The 24,832-nt window shown below is 70.4% G+C and carries 26 protein-coding genes and 1 pseudogene; 14 read left to right on the top strand and 13 right to left on the bottom strand.

The annotated features are described in order from the left end of the window. Positions 1-87 precede the first annotated feature (87 nt). The 3 genes from FZ025_RS05065 (at position 88) to FZ025_RS05055 (ending at position 2,951) form a co-directional block, all read left to right on the top strand. A complete protein-coding gene (locus tag FZ025_RS05065; RefSeq protein ID WP_104557742.1) occupies positions 88-753 on the top strand; it encodes an arylesterase in 666 nt (221 codons plus the stop codon). Positions 754-845: 92 nt separating this feature from the next. Beyond that, a complete protein-coding gene (locus tag FZ025_RS05060) occupies positions 846-1,559 on the top strand; it encodes a response regulator transcription factor (protein WP_003481607.1) in 714 nt (237 codons plus the stop codon). A gap of 111 nt (positions 1,560-1,670) precedes the next feature. Next, on the top strand, positions 1,671-2,951 hold the full coding sequence (locus tag FZ025_RS05055; RefSeq protein ID WP_104557740.1) for a sensor histidine kinase: 1,281 nt from the start codon (positions 1,671-1,673) through the stop codon (positions 2,949-2,951). A gap of 45 nt (positions 2,952-2,996) precedes the next feature. Here FZ025_RS05055 and FZ025_RS05050 read toward each other — a convergent pair whose 3' ends face one another. Then, the gene (locus FZ025_RS05050) at positions 2,997-3,704 is read right to left on the bottom strand and encodes an SGNH/GDSL hydrolase family protein (protein ID WP_104557738.1); all 708 of its coding nucleotides are present in this window, start codon (positions 3,702-3,704) and stop codon (positions 2,997-2,999) included. Positions 3,705-3,906: 202 nt separating this feature from the next. Here FZ025_RS05050 and FZ025_RS05045 point away from each other — a divergent pair, with 202 nt between their 5' ends. The 8 genes from FZ025_RS05045 (at position 3,907) to FZ025_RS05010 (ending at position 9,829) form a co-directional block, all read left to right on the top strand. Beyond that, positions 3,907-4,287 (top strand): diacylglycerol kinase, encoded by a 381-nt coding sequence (locus FZ025_RS05045; protein ID WP_104557735.1) that lies wholly within the window; start codon positions 3,907-3,909, stop codon positions 4,285-4,287. 40 nt (positions 4,288-4,327) lie between these two features. After that, the gene (locus FZ025_RS05040) at positions 4,328-5,077 is read left to right on the top strand and encodes a TerC family protein (protein ID WP_104557733.1); all 750 of its coding nucleotides are present in this window, start codon (positions 4,328-4,330) and stop codon (positions 5,075-5,077) included. A gap of 76 nt (positions 5,078-5,153) precedes the next feature. Beyond that, positions 5,154-5,783: a LemA family protein gene (locus FZ025_RS05035; protein ID WP_104557730.1), complete on the top strand. Its 630-nt coding sequence runs from the start codon at positions 5,154-5,156 to the stop codon at positions 5,781-5,783. Between the two features lie 95 nt (positions 5,784-5,878). Next, entirely contained in the window at positions 5,879-6,820 is a 942-nt protein-coding gene (locus tag FZ025_RS05030; RefSeq protein WP_104557728.1) for a TPM domain-containing protein, read from the top strand. Beyond that, positions 6,820-7,311, top strand: coding sequence for a TPM domain-containing protein (locus tag FZ025_RS05025; protein ID WP_104557725.1), 492 nt, complete (start codon positions 6,820-6,822; stop codon positions 7,309-7,311). Before FZ025_RS05030 ends, FZ025_RS05025 begins: the two co-directional genes overlap by 1 nt. Before the next feature lie 246 nt (positions 7,312-7,557). Beyond that, complete coding sequence (gene lgt, locus FZ025_RS05020) at positions 7,558-8,439, top strand: prolipoprotein diacylglyceryl transferase (protein ID WP_046981097.1); 882 nt, start codon at positions 7,558-7,560, stop codon at positions 8,437-8,439. Beyond that, the gene (locus FZ025_RS05015) at positions 8,436-9,230 is read left to right on the top strand and encodes a thymidylate synthase (protein ID WP_046981100.1); all 795 of its coding nucleotides are present in this window, start codon (positions 8,436-8,438) and stop codon (positions 9,228-9,230) included. Before lgt ends, FZ025_RS05015 begins: the two co-directional genes overlap by 4 nt. A gap of 98 nt (positions 9,231-9,328) precedes the next feature. Continuing rightward, complete coding sequence (locus tag FZ025_RS05010; protein ID WP_046981101.1) at positions 9,329-9,829, top strand: dihydrofolate reductase; 501 nt, start codon at positions 9,329-9,331, stop codon at positions 9,827-9,829. A gap of 159 nt (positions 9,830-9,988) precedes the next feature. Here the strand turns inward: FZ025_RS05010 and FZ025_RS05005 are convergent, their stop codons facing one another. The 9 genes from FZ025_RS05005 to FZ025_RS04965 form a co-directional block, all read right to left on the bottom strand. After that, positions 9,989-10,915 (bottom strand): symmetrical bis(5'-nucleosyl)-tetraphosphatase, encoded by a 927-nt coding sequence (locus FZ025_RS05005; RefSeq protein WP_046981098.1) that lies wholly within the window; start codon positions 10,913-10,915, stop codon positions 9,989-9,991. 10 nt (positions 10,916-10,925) lie between these two features. Next, the gene (gene apaG / locus FZ025_RS05000; RefSeq protein WP_104557723.1) at positions 10,926-11,309 is read right to left on the bottom strand and encodes a Co2+/Mg2+ efflux protein ApaG; all 384 of its coding nucleotides are present in this window, start codon (positions 11,307-11,309) and stop codon (positions 10,926-10,928) included. Positions 11,310-11,501: 192 nt separating this feature from the next. Next, complete coding sequence (gene rsmA / locus FZ025_RS04995; protein WP_104557721.1) at positions 11,502-12,296, bottom strand: 16S rRNA (adenine(1518)-N(6)/adenine(1519)-N(6))-dimethyltransferase RsmA; 795 nt, start codon at positions 12,294-12,296, stop codon at positions 11,502-11,504. Between the two features lie 43 nt (positions 12,297-12,339). Further along, complete coding sequence (gene pdxA / locus FZ025_RS04990; RefSeq protein ID WP_046979916.1) at positions 12,340-13,317, bottom strand: 4-hydroxythreonine-4-phosphate dehydrogenase PdxA; 978 nt, start codon at positions 13,315-13,317, stop codon at positions 12,340-12,342. A 4-nt stretch (positions 13,318-13,321) separates the two neighbouring features. Further along, positions 13,322-14,701, bottom strand: coding sequence for a peptidylprolyl isomerase (locus FZ025_RS04985; protein ID WP_046979915.1), 1,380 nt, complete (start codon positions 14,699-14,701; stop codon positions 13,322-13,324). Next, a complete protein-coding gene (lptD, locus tag FZ025_RS04980; RefSeq protein ID WP_104557719.1) occupies positions 14,698-17,043 on the bottom strand; it encodes an LPS-assembly protein LptD in 2,346 nt (781 codons plus the stop codon). The genes FZ025_RS04985 and lptD overlap by 4 nt, the downstream gene beginning before the upstream one ends. A gap of 109 nt (positions 17,044-17,152) precedes the next feature. Continuing rightward, positions 17,153-18,058 (bottom strand): histone deacetylase family protein, encoded by a 906-nt coding sequence (locus FZ025_RS04975; RefSeq protein WP_046979913.1) that lies wholly within the window; start codon positions 18,056-18,058, stop codon positions 17,153-17,155. A 34-nt stretch (positions 18,059-18,092) separates the two neighbouring features. Further along, positions 18,093-18,647: a cob(I)yrinic acid a,c-diamide adenosyltransferase gene (locus FZ025_RS04970; RefSeq protein ID WP_046979912.1), complete on the bottom strand. Its 555-nt coding sequence runs from the start codon at positions 18,645-18,647 to the stop codon at positions 18,093-18,095. A 20-nt stretch (positions 18,648-18,667) separates the two neighbouring features. After that, positions 18,668-19,252 carry a hypothetical protein gene (locus FZ025_RS04965; protein WP_046979911.1) on the bottom strand — a complete coding sequence of 195 codons (585 nt, stop codon included), beginning with the start codon at positions 19,250-19,252 and terminating at the stop codon, positions 18,668-18,670. A 164-nt stretch (positions 19,253-19,416) separates the two neighbouring features. On the opposite strand from FZ025_RS04965, the gene ubiH reads away from it, so the two are divergent. Both ubiH and FZ025_RS04955 read left to right on the top strand, forming a co-directional pair. Further along, positions 19,417-20,631, top strand: coding sequence for a 2-octaprenyl-6-methoxyphenyl hydroxylase (ubiH, locus tag FZ025_RS04960; protein ID WP_046979910.1), 1,215 nt, complete (start codon positions 19,417-19,419; stop codon positions 20,629-20,631). Further along, the gene (locus tag FZ025_RS04955) at positions 20,628-21,806 is read left to right on the top strand and encodes a UbiH/UbiF family hydroxylase (protein ID WP_046979909.1); all 1,179 of its coding nucleotides are present in this window, start codon (positions 20,628-20,630) and stop codon (positions 21,804-21,806) included. Before ubiH ends, FZ025_RS04955 begins: the two co-directional genes overlap by 4 nt. Before the next feature lie 97 nt (positions 21,807-21,903). Here FZ025_RS04955 and FZ025_RS04950 read toward each other — a convergent pair whose 3' ends face one another. The 3 genes and pseudogenes from FZ025_RS04950 to FZ025_RS22225 all read right to left on the bottom strand — a co-directional run. Beyond that, the gene (locus FZ025_RS04950; protein ID WP_046979908.1) at positions 21,904-22,308 is read right to left on the bottom strand and encodes an EF-hand domain-containing protein; all 405 of its coding nucleotides are present in this window, start codon (positions 22,306-22,308) and stop codon (positions 21,904-21,906) included. A gap of 48 nt (positions 22,309-22,356) precedes the next feature. After that, a complete protein-coding gene (locus tag FZ025_RS04945; protein WP_046979907.1) occupies positions 22,357-23,079 on the bottom strand; it encodes a hypothetical protein in 723 nt (240 codons plus the stop codon). A gap of 99 nt (positions 23,080-23,178) precedes the next feature. Beyond that, positions 23,179-23,286 (bottom strand): annotated as a pseudogene (locus tag FZ025_RS22225) (SMP-30/gluconolactonase/LRE family protein); the annotation flags it as partial. A gap of 357 nt (positions 23,287-23,643) precedes the next feature. Between FZ025_RS22225 and FZ025_RS04935 the strand changes: the two are divergent. Continuing rightward, positions 23,644-24,759: a Gfo/Idh/MocA family protein gene (locus FZ025_RS04935; RefSeq protein WP_046979906.1), complete on the top strand. Its 1,116-nt coding sequence runs from the start codon at positions 23,644-23,646 to the stop codon at positions 24,757-24,759. Positions 24,760-24,832 lie beyond the last annotated feature (73 nt).

Genomic DNA, 24,832 nt, shown 5'->3' with positions numbered 1-24,832 from the left:
CGCTGACGGATTTGCCGACATCGCGTACGTCGATCGCGATGCCGGTGCGGGGAGTGGGGGCCAGATTGTCGATGAGGAAATCTCCGGATGCGTGGCAACGATACGAAAGGAACGCCGGCCTGGACGCGCAGCGCCTGGCTCTGGGCCTGTCTGGCATGGTGTCTGCTGCTGCCCGCCATCGCCTGTGCCAAAGGTGCGGCGGGGCCGGTGCTGGTGGTCGGCGACAGCCTCAGCGCCGCGCACAACATCCCGCTCCAGTCCGGCTGGGTGGCGCTGCTGGAGCGCCGCCTGCAGCAACAGATGCGGGCGCCGCCGGCGGTCGTCAATGCCAGCATCAGCGGCGAGACCTCCTCCGGCGCGCTGACCCGGCTGCCGGCGCTGCTGCTCAAGCACCGGCCGGCGGTGGTGGTGATCGAACTCGGCGGCAACGATGCGCTGCGCGGGCTGACCCCGGCGGAGCTGCGCGGCAATCTGGAGAAGATGATCGTGCTCAGCCGTGACGCCGGCGCCAAGGTGCTGCTGCTCGGCATCGACGTGCCGCCGAACTACGGGCCGGCGTACCGGCAGCGGCTGCGCGCGGTCTACGCGGACCTGGCCAGGCAGTACCAGACCGGGCTGCTGCCGTTCCTGCTGGAGGGCGTGGCGCTGAATCCGGCGCTGATGCAGGACGACGGCCTGCATCCCACCGCCGCCGGCCAGCCGACGCTGCTGGACAATGTGTGGCCCAAGCTCAAGCCCTTGATCGGCGGGTGATTTTTGCGCCGGTCAGGCACCTGAGGCGTTCTTCACGCGGTCACCACCGGGCTTCCGGCATGTTTCACAAAGCTGAAGACTGAGGAAGCTCTATGCGTCAGACCAAGGAAACCTCCGGACTCGTTCTGGTCGTCGAGGACAACCGCAACATCTCCGAAATGATCGGCGAATACCTGGAAGGTCGCGGATTCGAAGTGGATTACGCCTGCGATGGCCTGGACGGCTATCGCCTGGCGGCGGAGAACAGCTACGACGTGGTGGTGCTGGACCTGATGCTGCCGCGCCTGGACGGCATCGAAGTGTGCCGCCGTTTGCGCAACGACGCGCGCAAGTCCACGCCGGTGCTGATGCTGACCGCGCGCGACACGCTCGACGACAAGCTCACCGGCCTGGGTTTCGGCGCCGACGACTACCTGACCAAGCCGTTCGCGATCCAGGAACTGGAAGCGCGGCTGCGCGCGCTGATCCGCCGCGAGCGCCGCCAGGTGGGTTCGGAAGTGCTGAAGGTGGCCGACCTGGTGCTGGATCCGGTGAGCATGCGTGCGACCCGTGCCGGCACCGAACTGCAGCTGTCGCCGATCGGCCTGCGCCTGCTGACCATCCTGATGCGCGAATCGCCGCGGGTGGTCACCCGCCAGGAGATCGAGCGCGAGATCTGGGGCAACGGCCTGCCGGACTCGGACACGCTGCGCAGCCATCTGTACAACCTGCGCAAGATCATCGACAAGCCGTTCGACCGGCCGTTGCTGCACACCGTGCAGAGCGCCGGCTACCGCATCGCCGACATCGCCCAGCCGATGAGCTGAGCGGTAGTACTCGCGAGCGTTGCGCGGCAGGCCCCGGCAACGGGGCCTGCTTGCACGGCGGATTCACGATTCGCCCTCTTATAATCGCGGCGACGTCACACGGAAGCTGTAATGCCGTACGGTTTGCCGCGCAAAATCCGCCTTGCCCTGATCGCCCGGATCCTGTTCGCTGGCTGCATCGTCGGGTTGGGCAGCTATCTGGTGGTGGCGGTGGTGCAGCACTCGCTGGTGGGGTCGGTGATGCGCCAGGAAGCGGCGCACTACTGGCGCCTGTACGCGCAGTCGCCGGCGCAGCCGCCGCCCAACAGCCACACCTTGCGTGGTTATCTGGTACCGGCCGGGCAATCGGATGCGGCGCTGCCGGCGCAGCTGCGCGGCCTCGATCCCGGCCTGCACGAGAACCGCCCCGGCGGCGAGATGGTGCTGGTCGACGAGACCAAGGCCGGGCGCCTGTATCTGGTGTTCCTGCGCGCGCAGGCGCAGCGCCTGGCGTTCTGGTTCGGCATCGTGCCGGCGCTGCTGACCCTGATCGCGGTGGCGGTGGTGGGATGGCTGACCCACCGCGCCTCGCGGCGCCGGCTGTCGCCGCTGAACTGGCTGGCGCGGCGCGTCTCGCAATGGGACCCGCGGCATCCGTCCACCGCCGACCTGGCGCCGGAAAACCTGCCGGCCGACGTGCAGGGTGAATCGCGGCAACTGGCCGCCGCGCTGCATGCGCTGGCCTTGCGCGTCACCGACCATGTCTCGCGCGAGCGCAACTTCACCCGCGACGCCAGCCATGAACTGCGCACGCCGCTGACCGTGATCCGCGTCGCCAGCGACATCGCGATGACCGATCCGGACCTGCCGCCGCGGCTGGGCCGCAGCCTGCAGCGCATCCAGCGCGCCGGCCGCGACATGGAGGCGGTGATCGACGCGTTCCTGATCCTGGCGCGCGAAGCGGACGTGGTGCCGCAGAGCGAGACCTTCGAGGTCGCCGACGTGGTCGAGCACGAGGCCGAGAATGCGCGCGAACTGCTGGCCGGCAAGCCGGTGACGCTGCGCGTCAGCGTGCTGGCGGCCACGCAGTTGCATGCGCCGCCGCGGGTGCTGCACGTGGTGGTCAGCAATCTGCTGCGCAACGCCTGCAGCTATACCGATGCCGGCAGCATCGTGGTCGAGATCGGCAGCGACCGGATCAGCATCCGCGATACCGGCATCGGCATGTCCCACGAAGCGCTGCAGCGCGCGTTCGAGCCGTTCTTCCGCGCCGAACCTGACCGCCCGCAGGGCACCGGATTGGGCCTGTCGATCGTGCGCCGGCTGTGCGAGCGCTTCGGCTGGCGGATCGGGCTGGAAAGCGCCGAAGGCGGCGGCACTACCGCTACCGTGCGCTTCGATCCGGTCAAGTGAGCGGCCGGAGCGCCTGAATCGGCGGCGTCGGCGCGCGCGGCGCGCTCAGCGCTGCAGATACGGGCGCACGATGTCGCGCCACAGCGCATAGCCGGCGGCGTTCATATGCAGATGGTCCGCGCCGAACAGTTCGCCGCGCGGTTGCCCGTCGGCGCCGAGCATCGGCGTGTATACGTCGATGAAGTCCACCTGCTTCAGCCCCGCGGCGGCCTTGCGGATCAGCGCGTTGGCTGCGGCCACCTGCGGCAGCAGCGCCGCGCGCGCCGGGCTGGGCTTGATCGAGAGGTAGGCGATGCGGGTGCCGGGCAGGTCGCGGCGCACCCGCGCCACGAAGGCCAGGAAATCGTCGCGCAGCTGCTGTGGGCTGCGGCCGCTGTTGAGGTCGTTGTCGCCGGCGTAGAACACCACCAGGCGCGGCCGGTACGGCACCACGATGCGGTCGGCATACCAGGTGCTGTCGCGGATCTCCGAGCCGCCGAAGCCGCGGTTGAGCGTGTCCACACCGGGGAAGTCGCTGGCCAGCGACTGCCAGAAGCGGATCGAGGAACTGCCGACGAACAGCACGCCGCCGGGCTTCGGCGGATGCGCGGCGTCGGCCTGGGCGAAGCGTTGCATGTCTGCTTCCCAGGCCGGACTGGAGACCTGTTCGGGGATCTTCGGCACGGCCGCCGGGGTGAGCGCCAGGGCCGAATGCAGGCCCAGCACGAACAGGCCGGTGGCGAGCAGCGCGGTGCGCAGCGGCGAACGGGACATGGAGTACCTCCTAACTACGACGCAGCGGCGATGGTGCCGCAGGCGCTGCGCCGCAGGCAAATCCGCCGCCGGCGGCGGCCCGGCCCAGCGGCGAGCGGGGGCTTGTGGCAAAATTGGCGCCTAGCCCGCTTCGCCATTGCCCATGACCGTTCCCTTCCGGCCGTTGCCGTCGCGTCTCCGTTCCGCAGGCCGGGCCTGATCCATGGCCGACCAATTCGGGCACCTGCCGCGCGGGCCGCGGCGGATGCTGATGGCGCTGCGCTGGTCCTGGCAGGGGCTGCGCGCCGCCTGGCTGCACGAGTCCTCGTTCCGGCTGGAAGCGTGCCTGTTCGTGGTGCTGGCGCCGTTGGCGCTGTGGCTGGGGCAGGGGCCGGTGCAGCAGGCGCTGATGATCGGCTCGCTGCTGCTGGTGCTGGCGGTGGAACTGCTCAATTCCGCGATCGAGGCGCTGATCGAGCGCTACGGCCCGGAGCACCACGAACTGGCCGGCCGCGCCAAGGACATGGGCTCGGCCGCGGTGCTGCTGATGCTGGCCAATGTGCTGCTGTGCTGGGGCCTGATCCTGCTGCCGCGCCTGCGGTGACGTCCACCTGTCTTTTTTACCGTTAAAGGATTCGACCCCCATGGCTTTCGAGTTTCTCGCCGATCCCAACACCTGGCTGACGCTGCTGACGCTGAGCGCGTTGGAAATCGTGCTGGGCATCGACAACCTGGTGTTCATTTCCATCGCGGTGGGCAAGCTGCCGGAGGCGCAGCGCCCGGCCGCGCGCAAGTTCGGCATCGCGGTGGCGTGCCTGACCCGCATCGCGCTGCTGGTGTCGCTGGCGTTCCTGGCGCGGATGCAGGGCGAGCTGTTCAGCGTCGCCGGCATGGGCATCTCGGTGCGCGACCTGGTGCTGATCGTCGGCGGCGCGTTCCTGCTGGTGAAGGGCACGATGGAGATCCGCGAAATGATCACCGGCGGCGAAGACGCCGATCCGACCACCAGCAAGGCCTCGGGCGTGTTCTGGATGGTGATCGCGCAGATCGCGGTGATCGACATCGTGTTCTCGCTGGACTCGGTGATCACCGCGGTCGGCATGGCCCAGCACATCCCGGTGATGGTGGCGGCGGTGCTGCTGGCGGTGGCGGCGATGCTGCTGGCGGCCAACCCGCTGGGCCGCTTCATCGACGCCAACCCGACGGTGAAGATGCTGGCGCTGGCGTTCATCCTGATGATCGGCGTGGTGCTGATCCTGGACGGCGTGGACGTGCACGTGCCCAAGCCCTACGTCTACGCGGCGATGGGCTTCTCGGTGCTGGTGGAATGGCTGAACCTGCTGATGCGCCGCCGCGCCGCCGCCCATCACGTGCCCGGCGCCGGCCAGTGGTGAACGGCTGATGCCGTCCGCGGCTGCGTTTTTAGCGGGGGCGTGGCAAGCTGCACCCTGTCTTCCACAGGAGCGCGCCATGCGCCTGTTGTCCCGCTCGTTGTTGCTCGCCGCCGTGGCGGTGCTGTTGTCCGGTTGCGGCTACAACGCGATCCAGCAGAAGGACGAGGCGGTCAAGGCCGGCTGGTCCGAGGTGCTGAACCAGTACAAGCGCCGCGCCGACCTGATCCCGAACCTGGTCAACACGGTCAAGGGCTATGCCGACCAGGAGCGGCAGGTGCTGACCGACGTGACCAATGCGCGCGCGCGGGTCGGCCAGGTCCAGGTCAACGCCGACGATGCGGCCTCGCTGCAGCAGTTCCAGCAGGCGCAGGGCGCGCTGTCCGGCGCGCTGTCGCGGCTGCTGGTGGTCACCGAGAACTATCCCGACCTCAAGTCCGACCAGTCGTTCCGCGACCTGCAGGCGCAGCTGGAAGGCACCGAGAACCGCATCACCGTGGCCCGCGGCCGCTACATCCAGGCGGTGCAGGACTACAACACCTACATCCGCTCGTTCCCGCAGGTGATCACCTCGAAGATCTTCGGCTACAAGGAAAAGCCGAACTTCTCCGTGGCCAACGAGGCGCAGATCTCCGAGGCGCCGGCGGTGAATTTCGGCGGCCAGCCGGCGCCGCCCAAGCCGCAGCCGGCGCCGCAGCCGGCGCAGTAAGCGCAGCGCGTCACGCGGCGGCGCCGGCGATGTTACCGCCGCTGCGCTTTCTTCCCTTCGATGCCGCCGCGCGATTGCGCCGGCAGGAGTCTGCAATGCGCGATGCGACCACCCGCCAGCGCCCTGCGCGCCGCGGCCGGCGTGCCTGGATCGGAACGCTGCTGCTGGCGCTGGTGCCGCTGCTGGCCTGGGCGCAGGCCGCCGGCGAGGCGCCGATCCCGCCGCTGGACACGCCGGTGGTCGACACCACCGGCACCTTGCAGCCGACCCAGCGCCTGCAGCTGGAGCAGCAGGCGCTGCAGCTGCAGCAGCGCAAGGGCAGCCAGCTGCAGGTGCTGGTGGTCGCCAGCACCGCGCCGGAGACGATCGAGCAATACACCCAGCGGGTGTTCGACAAGTGGCAGATCGGCCGCAAGGGTGTGGACGACGGCGTGCTGCTGGTGGTGGCCAAGGACGACCGGCGCGTGCGCATCCAGCCCGGCTATGGCCTGGAAGGCGCGATTCCCGATGCCACCGCCAACCGCATCATCCAGGAGTACCTGGTGCCGCGGTTCCGCGCCGGCGACTACAGCGGCGGCATCGCCGAGGCCACCGCGATGCTGGTCAAGCTGATCGACGGCGAACAGCTGCCGGCGCCGGTGAGCGCGCACGCGTCCGAGGCGCGTTCCGGCGGCAGGCTGCCGCTCGGCTTCTTCGGCGGCCTGTTCGCCGCCTTCGTCGCGCAACTGCTGTTCGCACGCGCGCCGCGGCCGCTGCGCGGCGCGCTGGCGGCGCTCGCCGGCGGCGGCGTGGGCCTGCTGCTGAGCCTGTCGCTGTTCGTCGCTGCGCTGACCGGCGCCATCGGGCTGGTGCTGGGGCTGCTGTCGGGCACCTCGCCGGGCCGCTCGGTCGGCGGTGGCGGTGGTTGGGGCGGCGGCGGCTTCGGGGGCGGCTTCGGCGGCTTCGGTGGTGGCGGCGGCGGTGGTTTCGGCGGCGGCGGCGGCTGGGGCGGTGGCGGCGGCAGTTCGGGAGGCGGTGGCGCCTCGGGGAGTTGGTGATGCGGCTGTTTCGTCATCTGTTCGCGCCGGCGGCGCGCAGCCTGTTCCCGAATGCCAGCCTGGAGCGCATCGGCGCGACGATCGCCGACGGCGAACGGCTGCATCGCGGCCAGGTGATGTTCGCGGTCGAAGCGGCGCTGGCGCCGGCGGCGCTGCTGCGCGGCGTGGCGCCGCGCACGCGCGCCGAGCAGGCCTTCGCGCAGTTGCGCAGCTGGGACACCGAGGCCAACAACGGCGTGCTGATCTACCTGCTGCTGGCCGACCACCGCATCGAGATCGTGGCCGACCGTGGCCTGCACGGGCGCGTGGATGCGGAGCAATGGCGCCAGGTCTGCGCGCTGATCGAACGCGACATGCGCGCCGGCCAGCCCGAGCAGGCGGTGATCGCCGGAGTGGTGGCGGTGTCGGCACTGTTGGCCGCGCATTTTCCGGCGCAGCCGGGTCAGGCCGAGCGCGACGAATTGCCGAACATGCCGCAGCTGCTGGATTGAGCGCCGCCTGAGGTCGCCGCGACCGCGGCAGCAGCCGGCGCCGATGGCAGACGCTCGCGCCTGCCGGCAGATGAAGCGTAGCGCTGGCCGCGTCGGTCGCAACCGCGGCTTCTGCCGGCGCCGATGGCAGACGCTTGCGCCTGCCGGCAGATGAAGCCTGGCGCCGTCCGCGTCGAGCGGGACCACAGCAGTGGCCGGCGCCAGTGGCAGAATAGGCGACCTTCGCCCTCCGGCCGATGTTCCCGCATGACCTATCTCCACCAGATCGACCCCATCGCCTTCTCGCTCGGCCCGGTGAAGGTGCACTGGTATGGGCTGATGTACCTGGCCGCCTTCGCCTCGGCGTGGTGGCTGGGGCGGCTGCGCATCCGCGCCGGCCGCCTGCCCGGCGTGGACATGGAGGGATTCTCCGACCTGCTGTTCTACGCGATGCTCGGCGTGGTGCTCGGCGGGCGCATCGGCTACATGCTGTTCTACGCGCTGGGCGATTTCCTCGCCAACCCGCTGCTGATCTTCAAGGTCTGGGACGGCGGCATGAGCTTCCATGGCGGCCTGATCGGCGTGCTGGTGGCCGCAGCCTGGTGGTCGCGCAAGTCGCGCCTGCATTTCTTCGACACCATGGATTTCGTCGCGCCGCTGGTGCCGCTGGGCCTGGGCTTCGGCCGCGTCGGCAATTTCGTCGGCGGCGAGCTGTGGGGCAAGTTCACCAATGCCGGCTGGGGCGTGATCTTCCCGCGCACGCCGGAGTTGCAGGACTGGCCGCTGGCGCAGATCCAGGCGCAGTACGCCAGCGGTGCGCTGGACAAGTTCGCGCGGCATCCCTCGCAGCTGTACGAGGCGGTGCTGGAAGGCCTGGCGATGTTCGCGCTGCTGTGGGCGTTCTCGCTGCGGCCGCGCCGGCGCTATGCGGTGTCCGGCCTGTTCGCGCTGCTGTACGGCGTGTTCCGCTTCGCGGTGGAATTCGTGCGTGTGCCGGATGCGCCGATCGGCTATCTGGCGTTCCATTGGCTGACCATGGGCCAGATCCTGAGCACGCCGCTGATCCTGCTCGGCCTGTTCCTGCTGTGGCGCTCGCGCCGCGCGCCGGTGCTGCAGCCGGCGCCGGTGGTGGCGGGGAACAAGCCATGAAGGCCTACCTGGACCTGCTGCGCCACGTGCTCGAGCACGGTGCGGAGAAATCCGATCGCACCGGCACCGGCACGCGCAGCGTGTTCGGCTGGCAGATGCGTTTCGACCTCAACGCCGGTTTCCCGCTGCTGACCACCAAGAAGCTGCACCTGCGCTCGATCGTGCACGAGCTGCTGTGGTTCCTGAAGGGCGAGACCAACATCGCCTACCTCAAGCACAACAAGGTCGGCATCTGGGACGAATGGGCCGACGCGCAGGGCGAGCTCGGCCCGGTGTACGGCAAGCAGTGGCGGCGCTGGACCGGCGCGGATGGCCGCGAGATCGACCAGATGCAATGGCTGGTGGACGAGATCAAGCGCAATCCGGATTCGCGGCGCTTGCTGATCAGCGCCTGGAACGTGGCGGAATTGCCGCAGATGGCGCTGATGCCGTGCCACAGCCTGTTCCAGTTCTACGTGGTCGACGCCAAGCTCAGCTGCCAGCTGTACCAGCGCAGCGGCGACATCTTCCTCGGCGTGCCGTTCAACATCGCCAGCTACGCGCTGCTGACCCACATGGTGGCGCAGGCCACCGGGCTGGGCGTGGGCGATTTCGTGCACACGCTGGGCGATGCGCACCTGTATTCGAACCACGTCGCGCAGGCGCGCGAACAGCTGGCGCGCACGCCGCGGCCGTTGCCGACGCTGCGCCTGAATCCCGCGGTCAGCGACCTGTTCGCGTTCACCTACGACGACATCGCGATCGAGGGCTACGCGCCGCATCCGGCGATCAAGGCGCCGGTGGCGGTGTGAGCGGCGGGGAGTCGGGAATGGGGAATCGGGAATCGGGAAAGGCGGCGGCGGCGGGGACGGATGTGGATGCATCCCAGGTCTCGGTTCGCGAGCCGAGGCTGACCCTGATCGCCGCGCTCGATCGCGGCAACGCCATCGGCCGCGACAACGACCTGCCGTGGCGCTTGCCAGACGATCTGAAGCGCTTCAAGGCGCTGACCCTGGGCAAGCCGGTGCTGATGGGGCGCAAGACCGCGCAGGCGCTGGGCCGCGCGCTGCCGGGCCGCCTGAACCTGGTGATGACCCGCTCGGGGCAGGTGCCGTTCGACGGCATGCAGGCGGTCGCTTCGCTGCAGGCGGCGATCGAGGCGGCCCAGGCCAGCGGCGCCGAAGAGCTGTCGGTGATCGGCGGCGGCGACATCTTCGCGCTGGCCTTGCCGCACGCCGAGATGCTGTATCTGACCCATGTGGACACCCTGGTCGAGCGCGCCGATGCGCATTTTCCGGCGTTCGATCCGGCGCAGTGGGAGGTCGTGGCGCGGCAGGCGCACGCGGCCGATGCCAAGCATGCGCTGGCGTTCGAATTCGTCGATTACCGGCGCAAGCGTAGCGCGCCGTAGCGCATTCGCGCCGGCGGCGCGGCGTGTTGTAGGAGCGGCTTCAACCGCGACCGGACTTCACCGATAAAGCCCGGTCGCGGCTGAGGCCGCTCCTACAAGTGGCGGCCTCTGGATCGGAAGTGCCTGGCAGTCATGCGCATTGCCTGCCGCCAGCCATCGTCATTCCTGATCGGGCGGCGGCGACGCAGCCGCACCAGCGCCAGCACCGCGTCCGGGGCCGGAGCGACGCCGCGGCGGCCGCCCGCGCGGCACCGGTGGCGGCCCTTCGATCGGGCGCCCCGGCACCTGCACCACCTGCAGGTCTTCGCTGTCCAGCCGCAGCGCGGTGAGCTTGCCGCCCCAGACCGCGCCGGTGTCGATCGCATGCACGCCCTGGGTGATGGTCAGGCCCAGCGTGGACCAGTGGCCGCAGACGATCTTCAGGTCGCGCTCGGCGCGGCCAGGCACTTCGAACCACGGATACAGGCCCTGCGCCTGGGTGCCCGGCGCGCCCTTCTCCTCGATCGCGATGCGTCCGCGCGGGGTGCAATAGCGGGCGCGGGTGAACAGGTTGATGATCGCGCGCGCGCGGTCGTAGCCGGTCAGCGCCGGCGACCAGGCCGGGCGGTCGCCGTACATGTTGCGGAACAGCTTGCGGTAGCCGCTGCCGTGCAACTGCTGCTCGACCTCGCGCGCATGCTTCTCGGCTAGGGTGGTGGTCCACTTCGGCGCCAGCCCGGCATGGATCATCATCCAGCCCAGTTCGCGGTCGGCATGCAGCAGTTTCTGCATGCGCAGCCAGGTCAGCAGCTCGTCGCGGTCCTCGGCCAGCACGATGCGCTGCAGGTCCGGATTGACCTTGCGCTGCTCGTCCGGGCTGCGTTCGCCGATCGCCAGCAGCGACAGGTCGTGGTTGCCCAGCACCACCACGCTGTGCGCGCGCAGCGCGTGCACCAGGCGCAGGGTTTCCAGCGACTGCCCGCCGCGGTTGACCAGGTCGCCGCAGAACCACAGCCGGTCCACCGCCGGGTCGAAGCGGATCTTCTCCAGCAGCCGCTGGGTGATGTCGTAGCAACCCTGCAGGTCGCCGATGGCCCACACGCTCATGCGGGCGCCATCAGTGCAGGGTCCGCGGCACGGCCAGCACGAACGGGGCGACCGGCGCGACGAAGTGGGTGCCGTCATCGGCTTCCATGTCGTAGTGGCCGCGCATCGTGCCGTGCTCGGTTTCCAGCATCAGCCCGGAGGTGTAGCGGAAGTCCTCGCCAGGACGCAGCCGCGGCTGTTCGCCGACCACGCCGTCGCCGTCCACGCGCTCCACGCGGCCGTTGCCGTCGGTGATTTCCCAGTGCCGGGCGATCAGCCGCGCGGCGACGCGGCCGCGGTTGTGGATGCGGATGGTGTAGGCGAACGCGTAGCGTCCGTCCTCCGGCGCCGATTGGTCGTCGAGGAACCGGGGCGACACTTCGACCTCGATCCGATAGGGGGCGTCATCGTTCATGCCCCACAGTGTAAGCAAAGCCGGCGCAGGAATGGACTGCGAGCTGTCTACACGCGCGCACTGCAGGCAGCGCGTGCTGCGGCCGCTGCGCGGGTGCGGTGCTGTCGCCGGCCGCGCCGTGCGTGTCCACGGCGTCGGCGCGCGCCTGGCGCGGGCCGATGCGGATCGCGCTGCGACGCGCGGACCCGGGACTCAGGCCTGCGCCACGTTGGCCAGGCGCACGAAATCGGCGACCTCCAGCTGCTCGGCGCGGGCATCCGGGCGTACTCCGGCGGCCTCGAACTGGGCCGCATCGCAGACCCCGCCCAGCGCATTGCGCAAGGTCTTGCGGCGTTGCCCGAAGGCCGCGCGGACCACGTCGGCGAAGCGCCGCCGATCGGCGATGCCGATGTCCTGCGGCGCATGCGGCACCAGCCGCACCACCGCCGAATCCACTTTCGGCGGCGGCCGGAACGCGCCCGGCGGCACCACGAACAGCGCGGTCACCGCGCAGTACGCCTGCAGCATCACGCTGAGCCGGCCGTAGACCTTGCTGCCCGGCCCCGCGGCCATGCGGTCGACCACTTCCTTCTGCAGCATGAAGTGCATGTCGGCGATCGCCGCGGCATGGTCCAGCGCATGGAACAGGATCGGCGAGGAGATGTTGTAGGGCAGGTTGCCGACCAGGCGGATACGGCCGGCCCCGGCCAGTTCGGCGAAATCCACCGACAGCACGTCGCGGTTGAGAATGGTCAGTTCGCCGACGCCGGCCGCCGCGGCGGTCAGCGGCGCGATCAGGTCGCGGTCGAATTCGATCACGGTCAGGCGGCCATGGCGGCGCAGCAGCGGGAAGGTGATCGCGCCCTGGCCGGGGCCGATCTCGACCAGTAGCTCGTCGGGCTTGGGATCGACCGCACGCACGATGCTGTCGATGTAATGGCGGTCGCTGAGGAAGTGCTGGCCGAGCGATTTCTTGGCCGGGGCGCTGAAGCCGGAATAGAACGTCATCGGTGCATCTTAGCGGGCTGGGGCCGGGAAGGCGCGCGCTGTCCTATGCAAGCGCCCTGCGCGCGGCCAGCTGCGCGCATTGCGCGACCGCGGCGAACAGACTGGACGGGTCGGCGCTGCCGCGCCCGGCCAGCTCCAGCGCGGTGCCGTGGTCGACCGCCACGCGCGGGTAGGGCAAGCCCAGGGTCAGGTTCACCGCCTGCTCGAAGCCGCTGTACTTGAGTACCGGCAGGCCTTGGTCGTGGTACATCGCCAGCACCGTATCGAAGCCGGCCAGTTTCTGCGGCAGGAAGGCGGTGTCGGCCGGCAGCGGGCCGACCAGGCGCATGCCTTCGCCGCGCAAGGCGTTCAGCACCGGCGCCATCACCTCGATTTCCTCGCGGCCCAGGTGGCCGTCTTCGCCGGCGTGCGGATTCAGTCCGAGCACTGCGATGACCGGCTCGGCAATGCCGAATTCGCTGCGCAGCGCGGCGTGGACGATGCGCAGGCAGCGTTCCAGCAACGCGGGCGTCAGTGCGTCGGCAACCGCGCGCAACGGCAGGTGGGTGGTGGCCAGGGCCACGCGCACGATGTCGTTGGCCAGCATCATCACTACTTCGCGCCCGGCGTGGCGGGCGAGCAGTTCGGTGGTGCCGGTGTAGGCGATGCCGCCGTCGTTGATCGCGGCCTTGTGCACCGGGCCGGTGACCAGACCGGCCAGTTCGCCGCGCAGACAGGCGTCGGCGGCCTGGGTCAGCGCGCCGATCACGGCGGCGGCATTGGCCGGTTCGGTATGGCCGAAACGGCTGGGCACGGCATTGCCGACCGCGCGCAGGCGCAGGTCGCCAGGCGCCAATGCGGGGGCGGATTCGGGCAGCAGCTGCAGCGGCAGTGACAGCGCCGCGGCCGCGGCGCGCAAGGTGTCGGGATCGGCGAAGGCCAGCAGTTGGCAGTCGCGGCGCGGCTGTTGCGCCAGCCGCACGCACAGTTCCGGGCCGATCCCGGCCGGCTCGCCCGGCACCAGCGCGAGCGAGGGCAGCACGGCTTTACGGCTTGGTGGCGGCCGCCGCCGGGGTTGCCGCCGGCGCGGTGGCGTCGGCAGCAGGCGCGGCGGCGTTTTCGGCGCCGCCGACGCGCAGGTTCACATAGGCTTCGCCACGCATTTCCTGCAGGAAGCGGTTGTACTCCTCCTCCAGCTTGCGGCGGCCGATGGTCTCGCGGACCTGCGCGCGCTGGCTGTCGCTGGTCACGTCGGTCTGGCGCGTGGCCACGCGCTGCACGATGTGCCAGCCGGCCTCGGTGCGGAACGGCGGCGAGATCTGGTTGTCGCTCAGGCCTTCGATCTGGTGGCCGAAGTCCGGGCCGAACGCGTCGGCCGGGAACCAGCCCAGATCGCCGCCCTGGCCACGGCTGTTGGCGTCGTCGGAGGACTCCTTGGCCACGGCCTGGAAGTCGGCGCCGCCGGCGATGCGCGCGCGCAGGGTCTCGATCTTGGCCTTGGCGGCGGCGTCCGGCTGCGCCTCGTTGACGCGGATCAGGATGTGGCGGGCGTGGTACTCGGTGACCGTCTTCTTTTCCGGATTGGCCGAGGCATCGCGGATCTCGACCAGCTTCAGCAGCTGGAAGCCGCTGGGGCCGCGCAGCGGGCCGGCGACCTGGCCCGGCTTCATGTCGCGGATCAGCTGCGCGAAGGCGTTCGGGATCTCGTCCAGGCTGCGCCAGCCGAGGTCGCCGCCTTCCAGTGCGTTGGGGCTGTCGGAATAGCGCACCGCGGCGGCGCTGAAATCGATCTCGCCCTTGTCGATCAGGCTCTTGACCCCGTCGATCTTGCCCTGCCCGGTCTTGATCTGGTCGGCGGTGGCGCCTTCCGGCAGGCCGACCAGGATGTGCGCCAGGTGGTACTGGGCGCCGGTGGTGGCCTGCTGCGCCAGCGCCGCGTCCACTTCGCTCTCGCTGACGTTGATGCGGCTCTGCGCGAAGCTCTGGCGCAGGCGCTGCACGGTGATCTCGTCGCGCACCGAATTGCGGAAGTCGTCGAACGCCATGCCGTCGGCGGCGAGCTTCTTGCGCAGGCCGTCCACGTCGGTGCCGTTCTGCTGGGCGATGCTGCCGATGGCACGGTTCAGTTCGTCGTCGCCGACGCGGATACCGGTGCTGTTGGCGCGCGCCACCTGCAGCTTGACCAGCACCAGGCGCTCGAGCACCTGGCGTTGCAGCACGTTGTCCGGCGGCAGCTGCGCTTCGCGGCCGGCATACTGCGCCTTCACGTTGCGAACGGCACGATCCAGTTCGCTCTGCAGGACGACATCCTCGTCGACGACCGCGGCGATGCGGTCCAGCGGTTGGGTTTGTTGCGCGGCGGCCGGAGCGGACACGCCGGCGATCGCCAGCAAGGTGGCGAGGAAAGCGGAGAGGGTATTGGTCATGGAATCAGGTTCGGATCGTAAGCGTCCGGATCGGTCGTGGTGTTGCTGGGCGGGACCAAATACAGGTCGTCGCGGTTGTAGCCGAGAATAGCACGGCGCAGAACGCGGTCCGTGTCCTGGCCAAGCGAGGAGAGTCCCTTCAGCACGAACTCGACCTGCAGCGCGGTGTCCAGATCGCCTTCGCGGTTGCGCACGTAGCGCCGCGCCAATGCGCGCACGGCCAGGCAGCAGCTGTCCCACTGCACGCCGGCGATGATTTCCAGCGGCTTCTTGTCTTCCAGCGAATAGTAGTGGCGGCCGACCAGGCTCCAGGTGGGGTTGATCGGGTACAGCACCGACACGTCAGTCTGCTCCAGCAGGTCGCGGCGGAAGCGGTAGCTGACGTTGATGATGCCGTCGCCCGGCAGCAGATAGCGGGTGCGGAAGCTGGCCAGGTCCTTGCGCCGGTACTTGGGATCCCACTGGTAGGTGGCGCCCATCGTCCAGCGGTCGTTGATCATGTAGTTGGCGTCGGCGACCCACGCCGACTTGCCCTGCTCGATGGTGGTGTCGCTATCGGGCAGGCTGACCCTGGAGTCGTTGAAGTACAGGATCTGGCCGAGGCTGACCGACAGCTTTTCCTTGCCGTCGTCCTGGCGCAGCAGGCGCGAACTCAGCGCCATGGTCAGCTGGTTGGCGTCGTTCTGGCGATCGGCGCCGGTATAGCGCGAATCGCGGAACAGCTGGCCCCAGCTGAAGGTGAATTCGCGCGTATCGAAGATCGGCAGATCGTCCTGGTTGCGGTACGGCGTGTACAGGTAGAACAGCCGCGGCTCCAGGGTCTGCAGATAGTGGGTGTCGCCGAACTTGATGTCGCGGTCGAAGTACACGCCGGCATCGACGGTGGCGATCGGCAGGCTGCGCGAGGGCGAGGTGTCGCCGCCCAGCGTCGCCGCCAGGTCCTTGTCCAGCTGGTAGGCGGTGTAGCGCCAGGCCACGGTCGGCTTGAGGAACCAGGCGGCGCCGGCCAGCGGCATCGAGATGTAGGGCTTGAGATCCAGGCGGGTGCCGCCGGGTTTTTCGGTGGTTGCGCCGGTGCGCTTGTACAGCGCGTCCTTGGCGTGGATGTCGTCGTGCACGAAGCGCACCGCTTCGCTGTAGAGGCCGGCCTCGAAGTAGTTGCCGAAGGACTGGTCCCAGTTGAAGAAGACGCGCGGCTGGCGGTCGTACGGCAGCGCGTCCTCGGTCAGGGTGTAGTCGGTCAGCTGCCAGCGATCGGCCATCAATCCGGCGGTCCAGGTCTCGCCGGTGCCGTAGACGCCGATCGTGCTCTGCAGGTTGGACGTCGCGTTGCCGAGCAGGCGGTTGGAGAAGTCCTCGGTGTAGCGCTCGTCGCTGACCCAGGCGATGGAGGCGCGCGCCTGCCAGTGCGAATCGAGGTTGTGGTAGCCCTGGTATTCGAACTTGCCGCGGTCCTTGTCGCGCAACTGGTCGTCGGGCAGGTACGTGGCCTGAATCTCGCCCTTGCCGCCGTCGTACAGATAGCGGAACTCGCTGCCGAACATGAAGCCGCGCGAGCTCATGTAGCGCGGATACAGGGTGGCGTCGTAGTTCGGCGCCAGGTTCAGGTAGTACGGCTGCATGTAGTCGAAGCCGTTGCGCCCGGAGAAGCCGATCGCCGGGAACAGGAAGCCGCTGCTGCGGCGATCGTCGATCGGGAACTTGAACCACGGTGCGTACAGGATCGGCACGTTGTAGATCTTCAGGATCGCATTGCGCGCGGTACCGAAGCCCTCGTCGTTGTCGACGTCGATCTCCGGGGCATGCAGCTCCCACACCCGCTGCGAGGGATCGCAGGTGGTGTAGGTGGAGCGGTGCATCTGCCCCAGCGCGCCCTGCAGATCGACCGCGTCGGCCTTGCCGTTGCCGCGGCGCTCGATCAACTGGTAGCGGATGTTGGTGATCTTGTGGGTGTCGGTGTCCTGGTTGCCTTCGGCGCGGTCGGCGACCATGCGGATCGACGAATCCTGGTAGCGCACGTGGCCTTCGGCGATGTAGTTGCCGGTTTCCGTATCCACGTGCAGGCTGTCCGCGCCCATGAACTGGTCGCCGCGCTTGAGCGCCACATTGCCGTCGTAGTTCGGCAGGGTGGGCGTGCCAGATAGCCGGTCGCCTTCGATCTCGGTCGGCTGCTGGTCGCGGATCGCGGCCATTTTCGGGTCGACTCTGGGCGCATCGTCGAACTTGGGCAGCACGTCCGGGGTCGGACACAGGCCCCAGTTGGGCGGCTTCTCGGCCGCCATCGCCGGCAGGCAGAAAGCGATACTGAACGGAAGGGGTAGCAGGCGGAGGGCTCGGCGCACGCGCGTCAGGTATCGGGCTAAAACGACCGCTAGCTTGCCCGATCCCATGCATGGGGGCAATGAAGGCCTCCCCCGGGCAGGGGACGGGGTTCATCCGCCCGGGCCGGCCTCAGCGCAGCGCGTCGACGTGGGCGACGCTGCATTCGCGCAGCGCCTGCAGGTCGTAGCCGCCCTCCAGCAGCGACACCACGCGGCCGCGCGCATGCCGTTGCGCCAGCGCGCGCAGCTCGGCGGTGAGCCAGGCGAAGTCCTCGGTTTCCAGCATCAGGTCGGCCAGCGGGTCGCGCATATGCGCATCGAAGCCGGCCGAGATCAGCAGCAGTTGCGGCTTGAACGCGTCCAGCAGCGGCAGCATCTGGTCGGCCCAGGTATTGCGGAAGCGGAAGCCGCCGCTGCCCGGCGGCAGCAGCGCGTTGTGCAGGTTGCCGACGCCGCGGTCGTGGATCCCGCCGGAGTGCGGGAACAGCCCGGACTGGTGCGTGCTGAGGTAGTGCACGCGCGGATCGCGCTCGAAGATCGCCTGGGTGCCGTTGCCGTGATGCACATCGAAATCGACGATGGCGATGCGTTCCAGGCCGTGCGTGTCGCGCGCGTGGGCGGCGGCCACGGCGACGTTGTTGAACAGGCAAAAGCCCATCGCGGTGGCGGCGGTGGCGTGGTGGCCGGGCGGGCGCACCGCGCAGAAGGCGGTATCGGTCGCGCCGCGCATCACCGCGTCCACCGCGGCCAGCCCGGCGCCGGCGGCACGCAGTGCGGCGGCGCGCGAGCCGGGCGAGATCACCGTGTCCACGTCGAGCATGCGCTTGCCGTCGATGTCGGCCAGGACGCTGTCGATCAGCTCGCGCGCGTGGACCCGGGCCAGGTCGCCGAGCTTGGCCAGCGGCGCCTCGCGCCATTCCAGGTCGGGAAAGGCCTCGCGCAGCGCCGCGGTGACCGCCTGCAGCCGCTCCGGCCGCTCCGGATGCTCCGGCCCCGGGTCATGGCCCAGGCAGGCGGGATGGGTGTAGATCAGCATGCTGGCCGTCCGCTGCGCGCGCCGCCGTCGCCGCTCAGGCCTGGCGGCGGTCGTGGCGCCACAGCACCTCGCCCTGGCCATCGGCCCGGGCCAGCACCCGCGCCAGCACGAACAGCAGGTCGGACAGGCGGTTGAGGTAGCGCAGCGCCTGCGGCCGCACCGTGTCCTGGCGCGACAGCGCCACCGTCTCGCGCTCGGCGCGGCGCACGATGGTGCGCGCCAGGTGGCAGCGCGCCGCGGCCTCGCCGCCGGCCGGCAGGATGAAGTCCTGCAGGGCGGGCAGGGTGTCGTTGTAGCGGTCCAGGTGCTGCTCGAGCGCGTCGATGTCGGCGTCGTGGATCGCGGCGTGGCCGGGAATGCACAGCTCGCCGCCGAGGTCGAACAACTGGTGCTGGATCGCGGTCAGCAGGTGGCGTACGTCGTCGGCCAGCGGACTGGCCAGGACCACGCCGATCGCCGAGTTGGCCTCGTCGACGGTGCCGTAGGCGGCCACCCGCGCCGAATCCTTGCCGACCCGGTTGCCGTCGCCCAGGCCGGTGCTGCCGTCGTCGCCGGTGCGGGTATAGATCTTGGAGAGACGATTGCCCATCGCCGGCTGCCAGCTCCGGCTCAGTGGCCGGTCGGCTGGCCGCGCTGGCCCAGCCGCGCCAGCTGCTCGACGCCGACCTGGATCGCCGCGGCCAGCGCGGTGTACAGCGCCGCGCTGCCCAGGTACGGCAGCAGCCAGTCGCTGTAGTTCTGCCACCAGCCGGCGACGCTCGGATTGGGCACGCTGCGGCTGACCCAGTAGAAGCTGCCCTGCGCGATCAGGTGGCACACCGCCACCGCCACCAGCAGGCTGGCCGCGGCCAGGCCCAGCGCGCGCCAGCCGGCGCCGCGGTAGCGCCGCGCCAGCCAGCTGCCGCCCGCCCACAGCGCGAAGTAGGCCGGGATCAGGCACCAGTACGCCGGCGACACGCAGTAGTGCTGCCAGAAGCTCAGGCCCTGGCCGCGGATCACCAGATAGTCGACCAGCACCGCCAGCGCCATCAGCAACGGGAACGCCCAGCGGGTCCAGCCGTGCAGGTAGAAGCCGCCAATGAAGAACACCGCCCAGGAGGCGTCCGGGATCGCGCCGAAGTGGTTGATGCGGGTCGCGGCCAGCAGCGCGGCCAGCAGCAGCAGGGCGGGGAGGCGGTGGCTGGAAGGCGTCATGGCGGGCGGGCACCGGTACGGAGATCGCCGATTCTACTGGAAGCGGGCCGCAGCGGAGTGTGCCGGTCCGGCCCAGGCGCGCGCCGGCGCAGGCCGCGCGGCCGACGGCGCGGACCCTGCAGCCCGCTCACCGACGATTCGGGCGCCGGTCGTATCATGGCCGGATGAGCAAACGACATGACGTAGTGATCGTCGGCGGCGGCCTGGTCGGCGCCAGCCTGGCCATCGCGCTGGACCGCCTGGGCGTGGACGTGGGCCTGGTCGAGGCCGCGCCGCCGGGCGCGCTGCCGCCGGTGTTCGACCAGCGCAATCTCAGCTTCGCCGCGGCCACGGTCAACGCGCTGGGCGCGCTCGGGGTGATGCAGCGGCTGCGTACGCCGACCGGTCCGATCCGGCGCATCCACGTCAGCCGCGAAGGCGATTTCGGCCGGGTGCGGCTGGACGCGGCCGACTATGGGCGTGAGGCGTTCGGGCAAGTCGTCGTGGCGCGCGATTTCGGCGAGGCGCTGCAAGCGCGGCTGGCCGAAGCGTCCCACGTCAGCCGCTACCGGCCGGCGCAGTTCCTGGCGTTGGAGGCCGGCGAGGACGCTGCGCTGCGCTCGGTGCGCATCGCCCAGGACGGCGCGACCGAGGTGCTGCAGGCGCGGCTGCTGGTCGGCGCCGACGGCAGCGCCAGCGCGGTGCGCGGCGCGCTGGGCATCGCCGCCGACCGCCACGATTTCCGCCAGACCCTGTTCGTGGCGCGGGTGCGCGGCAGCCGCCAGCCCGACGGCACCGCCTACGAGCGTTTCCGCGACGATGGCCCGACCGCGCTGCTGCCGCGCGGCGACCGCCACTACGGCGCGATCCATGCGGTCGCCGCCGAGGCCGCCGAGGCGGTGGCCGCGCTCGACGAGGCCGCCTGGCTGCAGCGCCTGCAGGACGCGCTGGGCTGGCGCGTCGGCCGCCTGCTGGGCAGCGGCGAGCGCAGCGCCTACCCGATCGTGCAGGTGCTGGCCGGGCGCCTGACCGACGCGCGCGCGGTGCTGCTCGGCAACGCCGCGCAGACCCTGCACCCGCTGGGTGCGCAGGGCTTCAACCTCGGCCTGCGCGATGCGCTGACCCTGGCCGAACTGATCGAGCGCGACCGCGCCGATCCGGGCGCGCCGGCGCTGCTGCAGCACTATGCGCAGCGCCGCGAACAGGACCGGCAACGCACCGTGACCTTCTCCGGCGGGCTGGCGCGGTTGACCGCCAACCCGGCGCCGCTGCTGCGCCCGCTGCGCAGCCTGGGTTTGCTGGCGGCGGCGCAGGCCGCGCCGCTGCAGTCGTTCCTGGTCGGCGGCGCGATGGGCTTCCGCGGCGACGTGCCGCAGCTGTGCCGGGAGGCGAGGGCATGAGCCGGCGCGGGGTGCTGGACGTGGTGGTGGTCGGCGGTGGCGTGGTCGGCGCCGCCTGCGCGCTGGCGCTGGCCGCCGAAGGCCTGGCGGTGGCCCTGGTCGAGGGCCGCGAGCCGCCGCGCTGGTCGCTGGCCGAGCCGGACCTGCGCGTGTATGCGTTCGCCCCGGACAACGCCGCGCTGCTGCAGGCGCTGGGCGTGTGGCCGCAGGTGCTGGCGCGGCGCGCGCAGGCCTACCGGCGCATGCGCGTGTGGGATGCCGGTGGTGGTGGCGAGCTGGACTTCGATGCCGATGCCTTGGGCCGCGATCAACTGGGCTGGATCGTCGAGCATGCGTTGCTGGTCGAGCAGCTGTGGGCGGCGCTGCCGGCGGCCGGGGTGCAACTGCACTGTCCGGCGCGGGTCGAGGCGGTGGAGATGGCGGAGGAGCGCGTGCGCCTGCGCCTGGACGACGGCAGCCGGCTCGACGCGCGCCTGGCGATCGCCGCCGACGGCGCCGATTCCACGCTGCGCGGCCTGGTCGGGCTGGACGCGCCGGCGCACGACTACGGCCAGCGCGGCGTGGTCGCCTTCGTGCACACCGACGTGCCGCACCAGGACACCGCCTGGCAGCGCTTCCTGCCTGGCGGGCCGCTGGCCTTCCTGCCGTTCGCCGACGGCCGCAGTTCGATCGTGTGGACGCTGCCCGAGGCCGACGCGGCGCGGGTGCTGGCGCTGGACGCTGCCGCATTCGGCGCCGAACTGACCCAGGCCTTCGGCGCGCGGCTGGGTGCGGTGCGCGCGCTGTCGCCGCGAATCGGTTTCCCGCTGCGCCGGCAACTGGTGGAGGACTACCACCGCGGCCGCCTGCTGCTGCTGGGCGATGCCGCGCACGTGGTGCATCCGCTGGCCGGGCAGGGCGTCAACCTCGGCCTGCGCGACGTCGCCGCGCTGGCCGCGCAGGTCCGCCAGGCGCAGGCGCGGCGGGTCGACTGGTCGGCGCCGCACCGGCTGGCGCGCTGGGCGCGCGGCCGCCGCAGCGACAACACCGTGGCCGCCTACGGCTTCGATGCGATCAACCGGCTGTTCTCCAACGACGACATGCACCTGACCCTGCTGCGCGGCCCGCTGCTGGGCCTGGCCGGCAGGCTGCCGCTGCTGCTGCATGGGTTCTGGAAGCGCGCGTCGGGGGGATAGCGATAGCGCCGATGCTGCCCCGCGCGGGTCGGGGCTGTGGCTTCGCTGGTCGCGGCTGAAGTCGCTCCCACAGGGGCTTGCGCCGGTCGCGACGGCGTTACTTGAGCCAGCCGGCCAGCTGCTCGCGGCTCAGGCGCCCGCCGCGTTGCGTGTCCAGGGCGTCGAATTCGTCGGCCAGCGCCGGGTTGGCCTGCGCTTCGCTGCGGCTGAGGTAGCCGTCGTGGTCGCTGTCCAGCGCGTCGAAGTCGATGCGGTAGTTGCCGGCGACGCGGTCGGGCTGGACCGTGCGCACGGTGACCGGCGCCTGGCCATGCGCGACCTCGAGTCGCACCTGGTGGGTCACCTCGCCGCTGCTCAGCGGCTGCGCCAGCACCACGCTCGCTGGTACGTCGCGCAATGGCTCGGTGATCGCGCTCGAAGTCGCGGTGAGGTTCTGTGCGGCGGCCGCGCCGATGGCGGCGGCGAGCAGGCCGGTGGCGAGGAGCGACAAACGGCAGTGCATGGACACAACGGACTCCGATGGTTCGAGCGAATGAGGGGCGATGCAGGCTCAGCCGGGGATGAACGGGAACGCCAGTTTCAGCAATCCCTTCAGCCCGCCCTCGGCGCTGCTGGCGATGGCCTTGGCGCCGAGGCTGTTGAGCGCGCGGCGCACATCCTCCCAGCCTAGCCTGCCCAGGTCCTTCGTCAACAGGTCCGCCACTTCCTCGGCGGTCGGGCTGAGCTTCTCCAGTGCGCGCAGCACCTTCTCCGGCTCCGGTTGCAGATAGTTCCAGCGCTCGGCGATCTTCAGCAGCGTGTCGAAGCGCACCGCCACCACGTCGCGGTTGCGTTCGTACACCGGCATCGCGCCGACATCGACGATGGCCTGTTCGAAACGCTGCTGGTCGTCCGGATGCGCGATGCGGATGGCCAGGAAGCCTTCCTTCTTGCTGCGTTCGCTGACGTGCTTGGTGCCCGCGCGCAGGTTGTCCTCGGTGAGCACGCTCGCCACGATCCGCTGCAAGGCCGCATCGCCGTCTTCGGGCACCAGCGCGCGCCAGCGCGCATAGCCGTCGCGGCGCAGGCCCTTCACCTTGGCCGGGGTCACCCGCAGGCGCAGCGCCACCGCGTTGTTGGAGTCGCTGCGCGAGATCGCGCCATCGCGTTCCAGCAGCACGAAGATCAGCAACTCCAGATCGCGCTTGGTCAGCGACTGGAAGCCCTGCAACAGGGTCAGGCGCAGGAATTCGTCGGCGAAGCCGGCCGGGTCTTTCAGTTCGATCGGCTGCATGTGCGCGGCCCTCCAGTCAGTGCAGGCAGGATGCCCGACGCCGATTGCGCGGACTGAGACGGCGATGCGATGCGCATCCCGGTGGCATTGTATGGACGAACGTCCGTGTTCGCGCCCGGGCCGATCGCCGCGGAAGGTCTCGATCGCGCCGCGGTCCTGCAGCGCCACGTAGACGTCGCGTCCGTCCTTGCCGCCGAAGGCGGCATTGTCGTTGCGCTGGAACGCGCCGCGCCGCGTGGCCTAGACCGCGATGCGCTTGTTGTGCGGTGCGATTCGTGCGGTGCAGTGCGATGCGCAGGATGCGATGGTTGCCGTAGTCGGCCACGGACATGCGCCCGGCGCGGTCGAAGCGGATGCCGCGACCGCTGTGCAGGCGGGCAGCAACGCAGCGCCGGTAGCGGCAAGGAACGGAACGGCAGGCGAAGGGACATGCAACGACCCGAAGCGATGCAGGGCCGGGCAGTGTGCCAGACGTGCCGGCGCGGCCGGGATGGCGCTCACAACGGCGGGCGCTGGATACGTTAAGGTTCGGGCGGTCCGTGTCCGGCCGCCAGGGAGCTGCGCATGTCGCCGTCTTCGCCGAATCGCCGCCGTGTGCTGCTCGCCGGGTTGTCCGCGGCGGGCGCAGGCCTGTTGGGATCGCCGCGGTGGGCCGCCCCGCGCGGCAAGCCGAAGAAACCGCTGGGGGTGGCGCTGGTCGGGCTGGGCAGCTACGCCAGCGAACGCCTGGCACCGGGCCTGGCGCTGGCCAGGCACTGCCGGCTGGCCGGCATCGTCACCGGCTCGCCGCACAAGATTCCGCCGTGGCAGGCGCGCTACCGCATTCCCGATCGCAACGTCTACAGCTACGACGCCCTGGAGCGCATCGCCGACAACCCGGACATCGACGTGGTCTACGTGGTCACGCCGACCCATCTGCATGCGCCGCTGAGCCTGCGCGCGGCCGCCGCCGGCAAGCACGTGTGGTGCGAGAAGCCGATGGCGATGCATGCCGACGAGGCGCAATCGATGATCGCCGCGTGCGCGCGCAACAAGCTGCGGCTGAGCATCGGCTACCGCATGCAGCACGAGCCGAACACGCGGCGGATCATCGCCCTGGCCGGCGAGCGCCCGTTCGGCGCGCTGCGCACGGTGCGCGCCGAGGCCGGCTACAACGGCTATGGCGACACCGATCCGGCGCAGCGGCCGTGGCGGCTGCGCGCGCAGTTCGGCGGCGGCGCGATGTACGACATGGGCGTGTATCCGCTCAATGCGGCGCGCTACACGGTCGGCGCCGAGCCGCTGGCGGTCAGCGCCACCCGCAGCACCGACCGGCCGGCGCTGTTCGACGAGGTCGACGAGCACATGCAGTTCAAGCTGGAATTCCCGCACGAGGTGCTCGCCGACTGCGCCACCAGCTTCGGCCGCAACATGAATCGGCTGCGCGCCGAATGCGAGCGCGGCTGGTACGAACTGGCGCCGTTTCAGAGCTACGACGGCATCCGCGGCAGCGCCAGCGATGGGCGCGTGTTCGACGCGAAGGTGCGCCACCAGCAGGCGCTGCAGATGGACGAGGACGCGCTGGCGATCCTCGACGGCACGCCGCTGCGCGCGCCGGGCGAGGAAGGCCTGCGCGACATGCGGGTGATCGACGCGATCTACCGTTCCGCGCGCGAGGGCGGCAAGCGGATCGTGCTGTAGCGGGTGTGCGTGGTTCCGTGCCAAGGGATGGCGAAGGCCAGCGCGGGTTGCTCTTTTGTGGGAGCGACTTCAG

This window comes from Xanthomonas hyacinthi, from assembly GCF_009769165.1.
GTDB lineage: Bacteria > Pseudomonadota > Gammaproteobacteria > Xanthomonadales > Xanthomonadaceae > Xanthomonas_A > Xanthomonas_A hyacinthi.
This window is presented reverse-complemented; position numbering and strand designations above follow the sequence as displayed.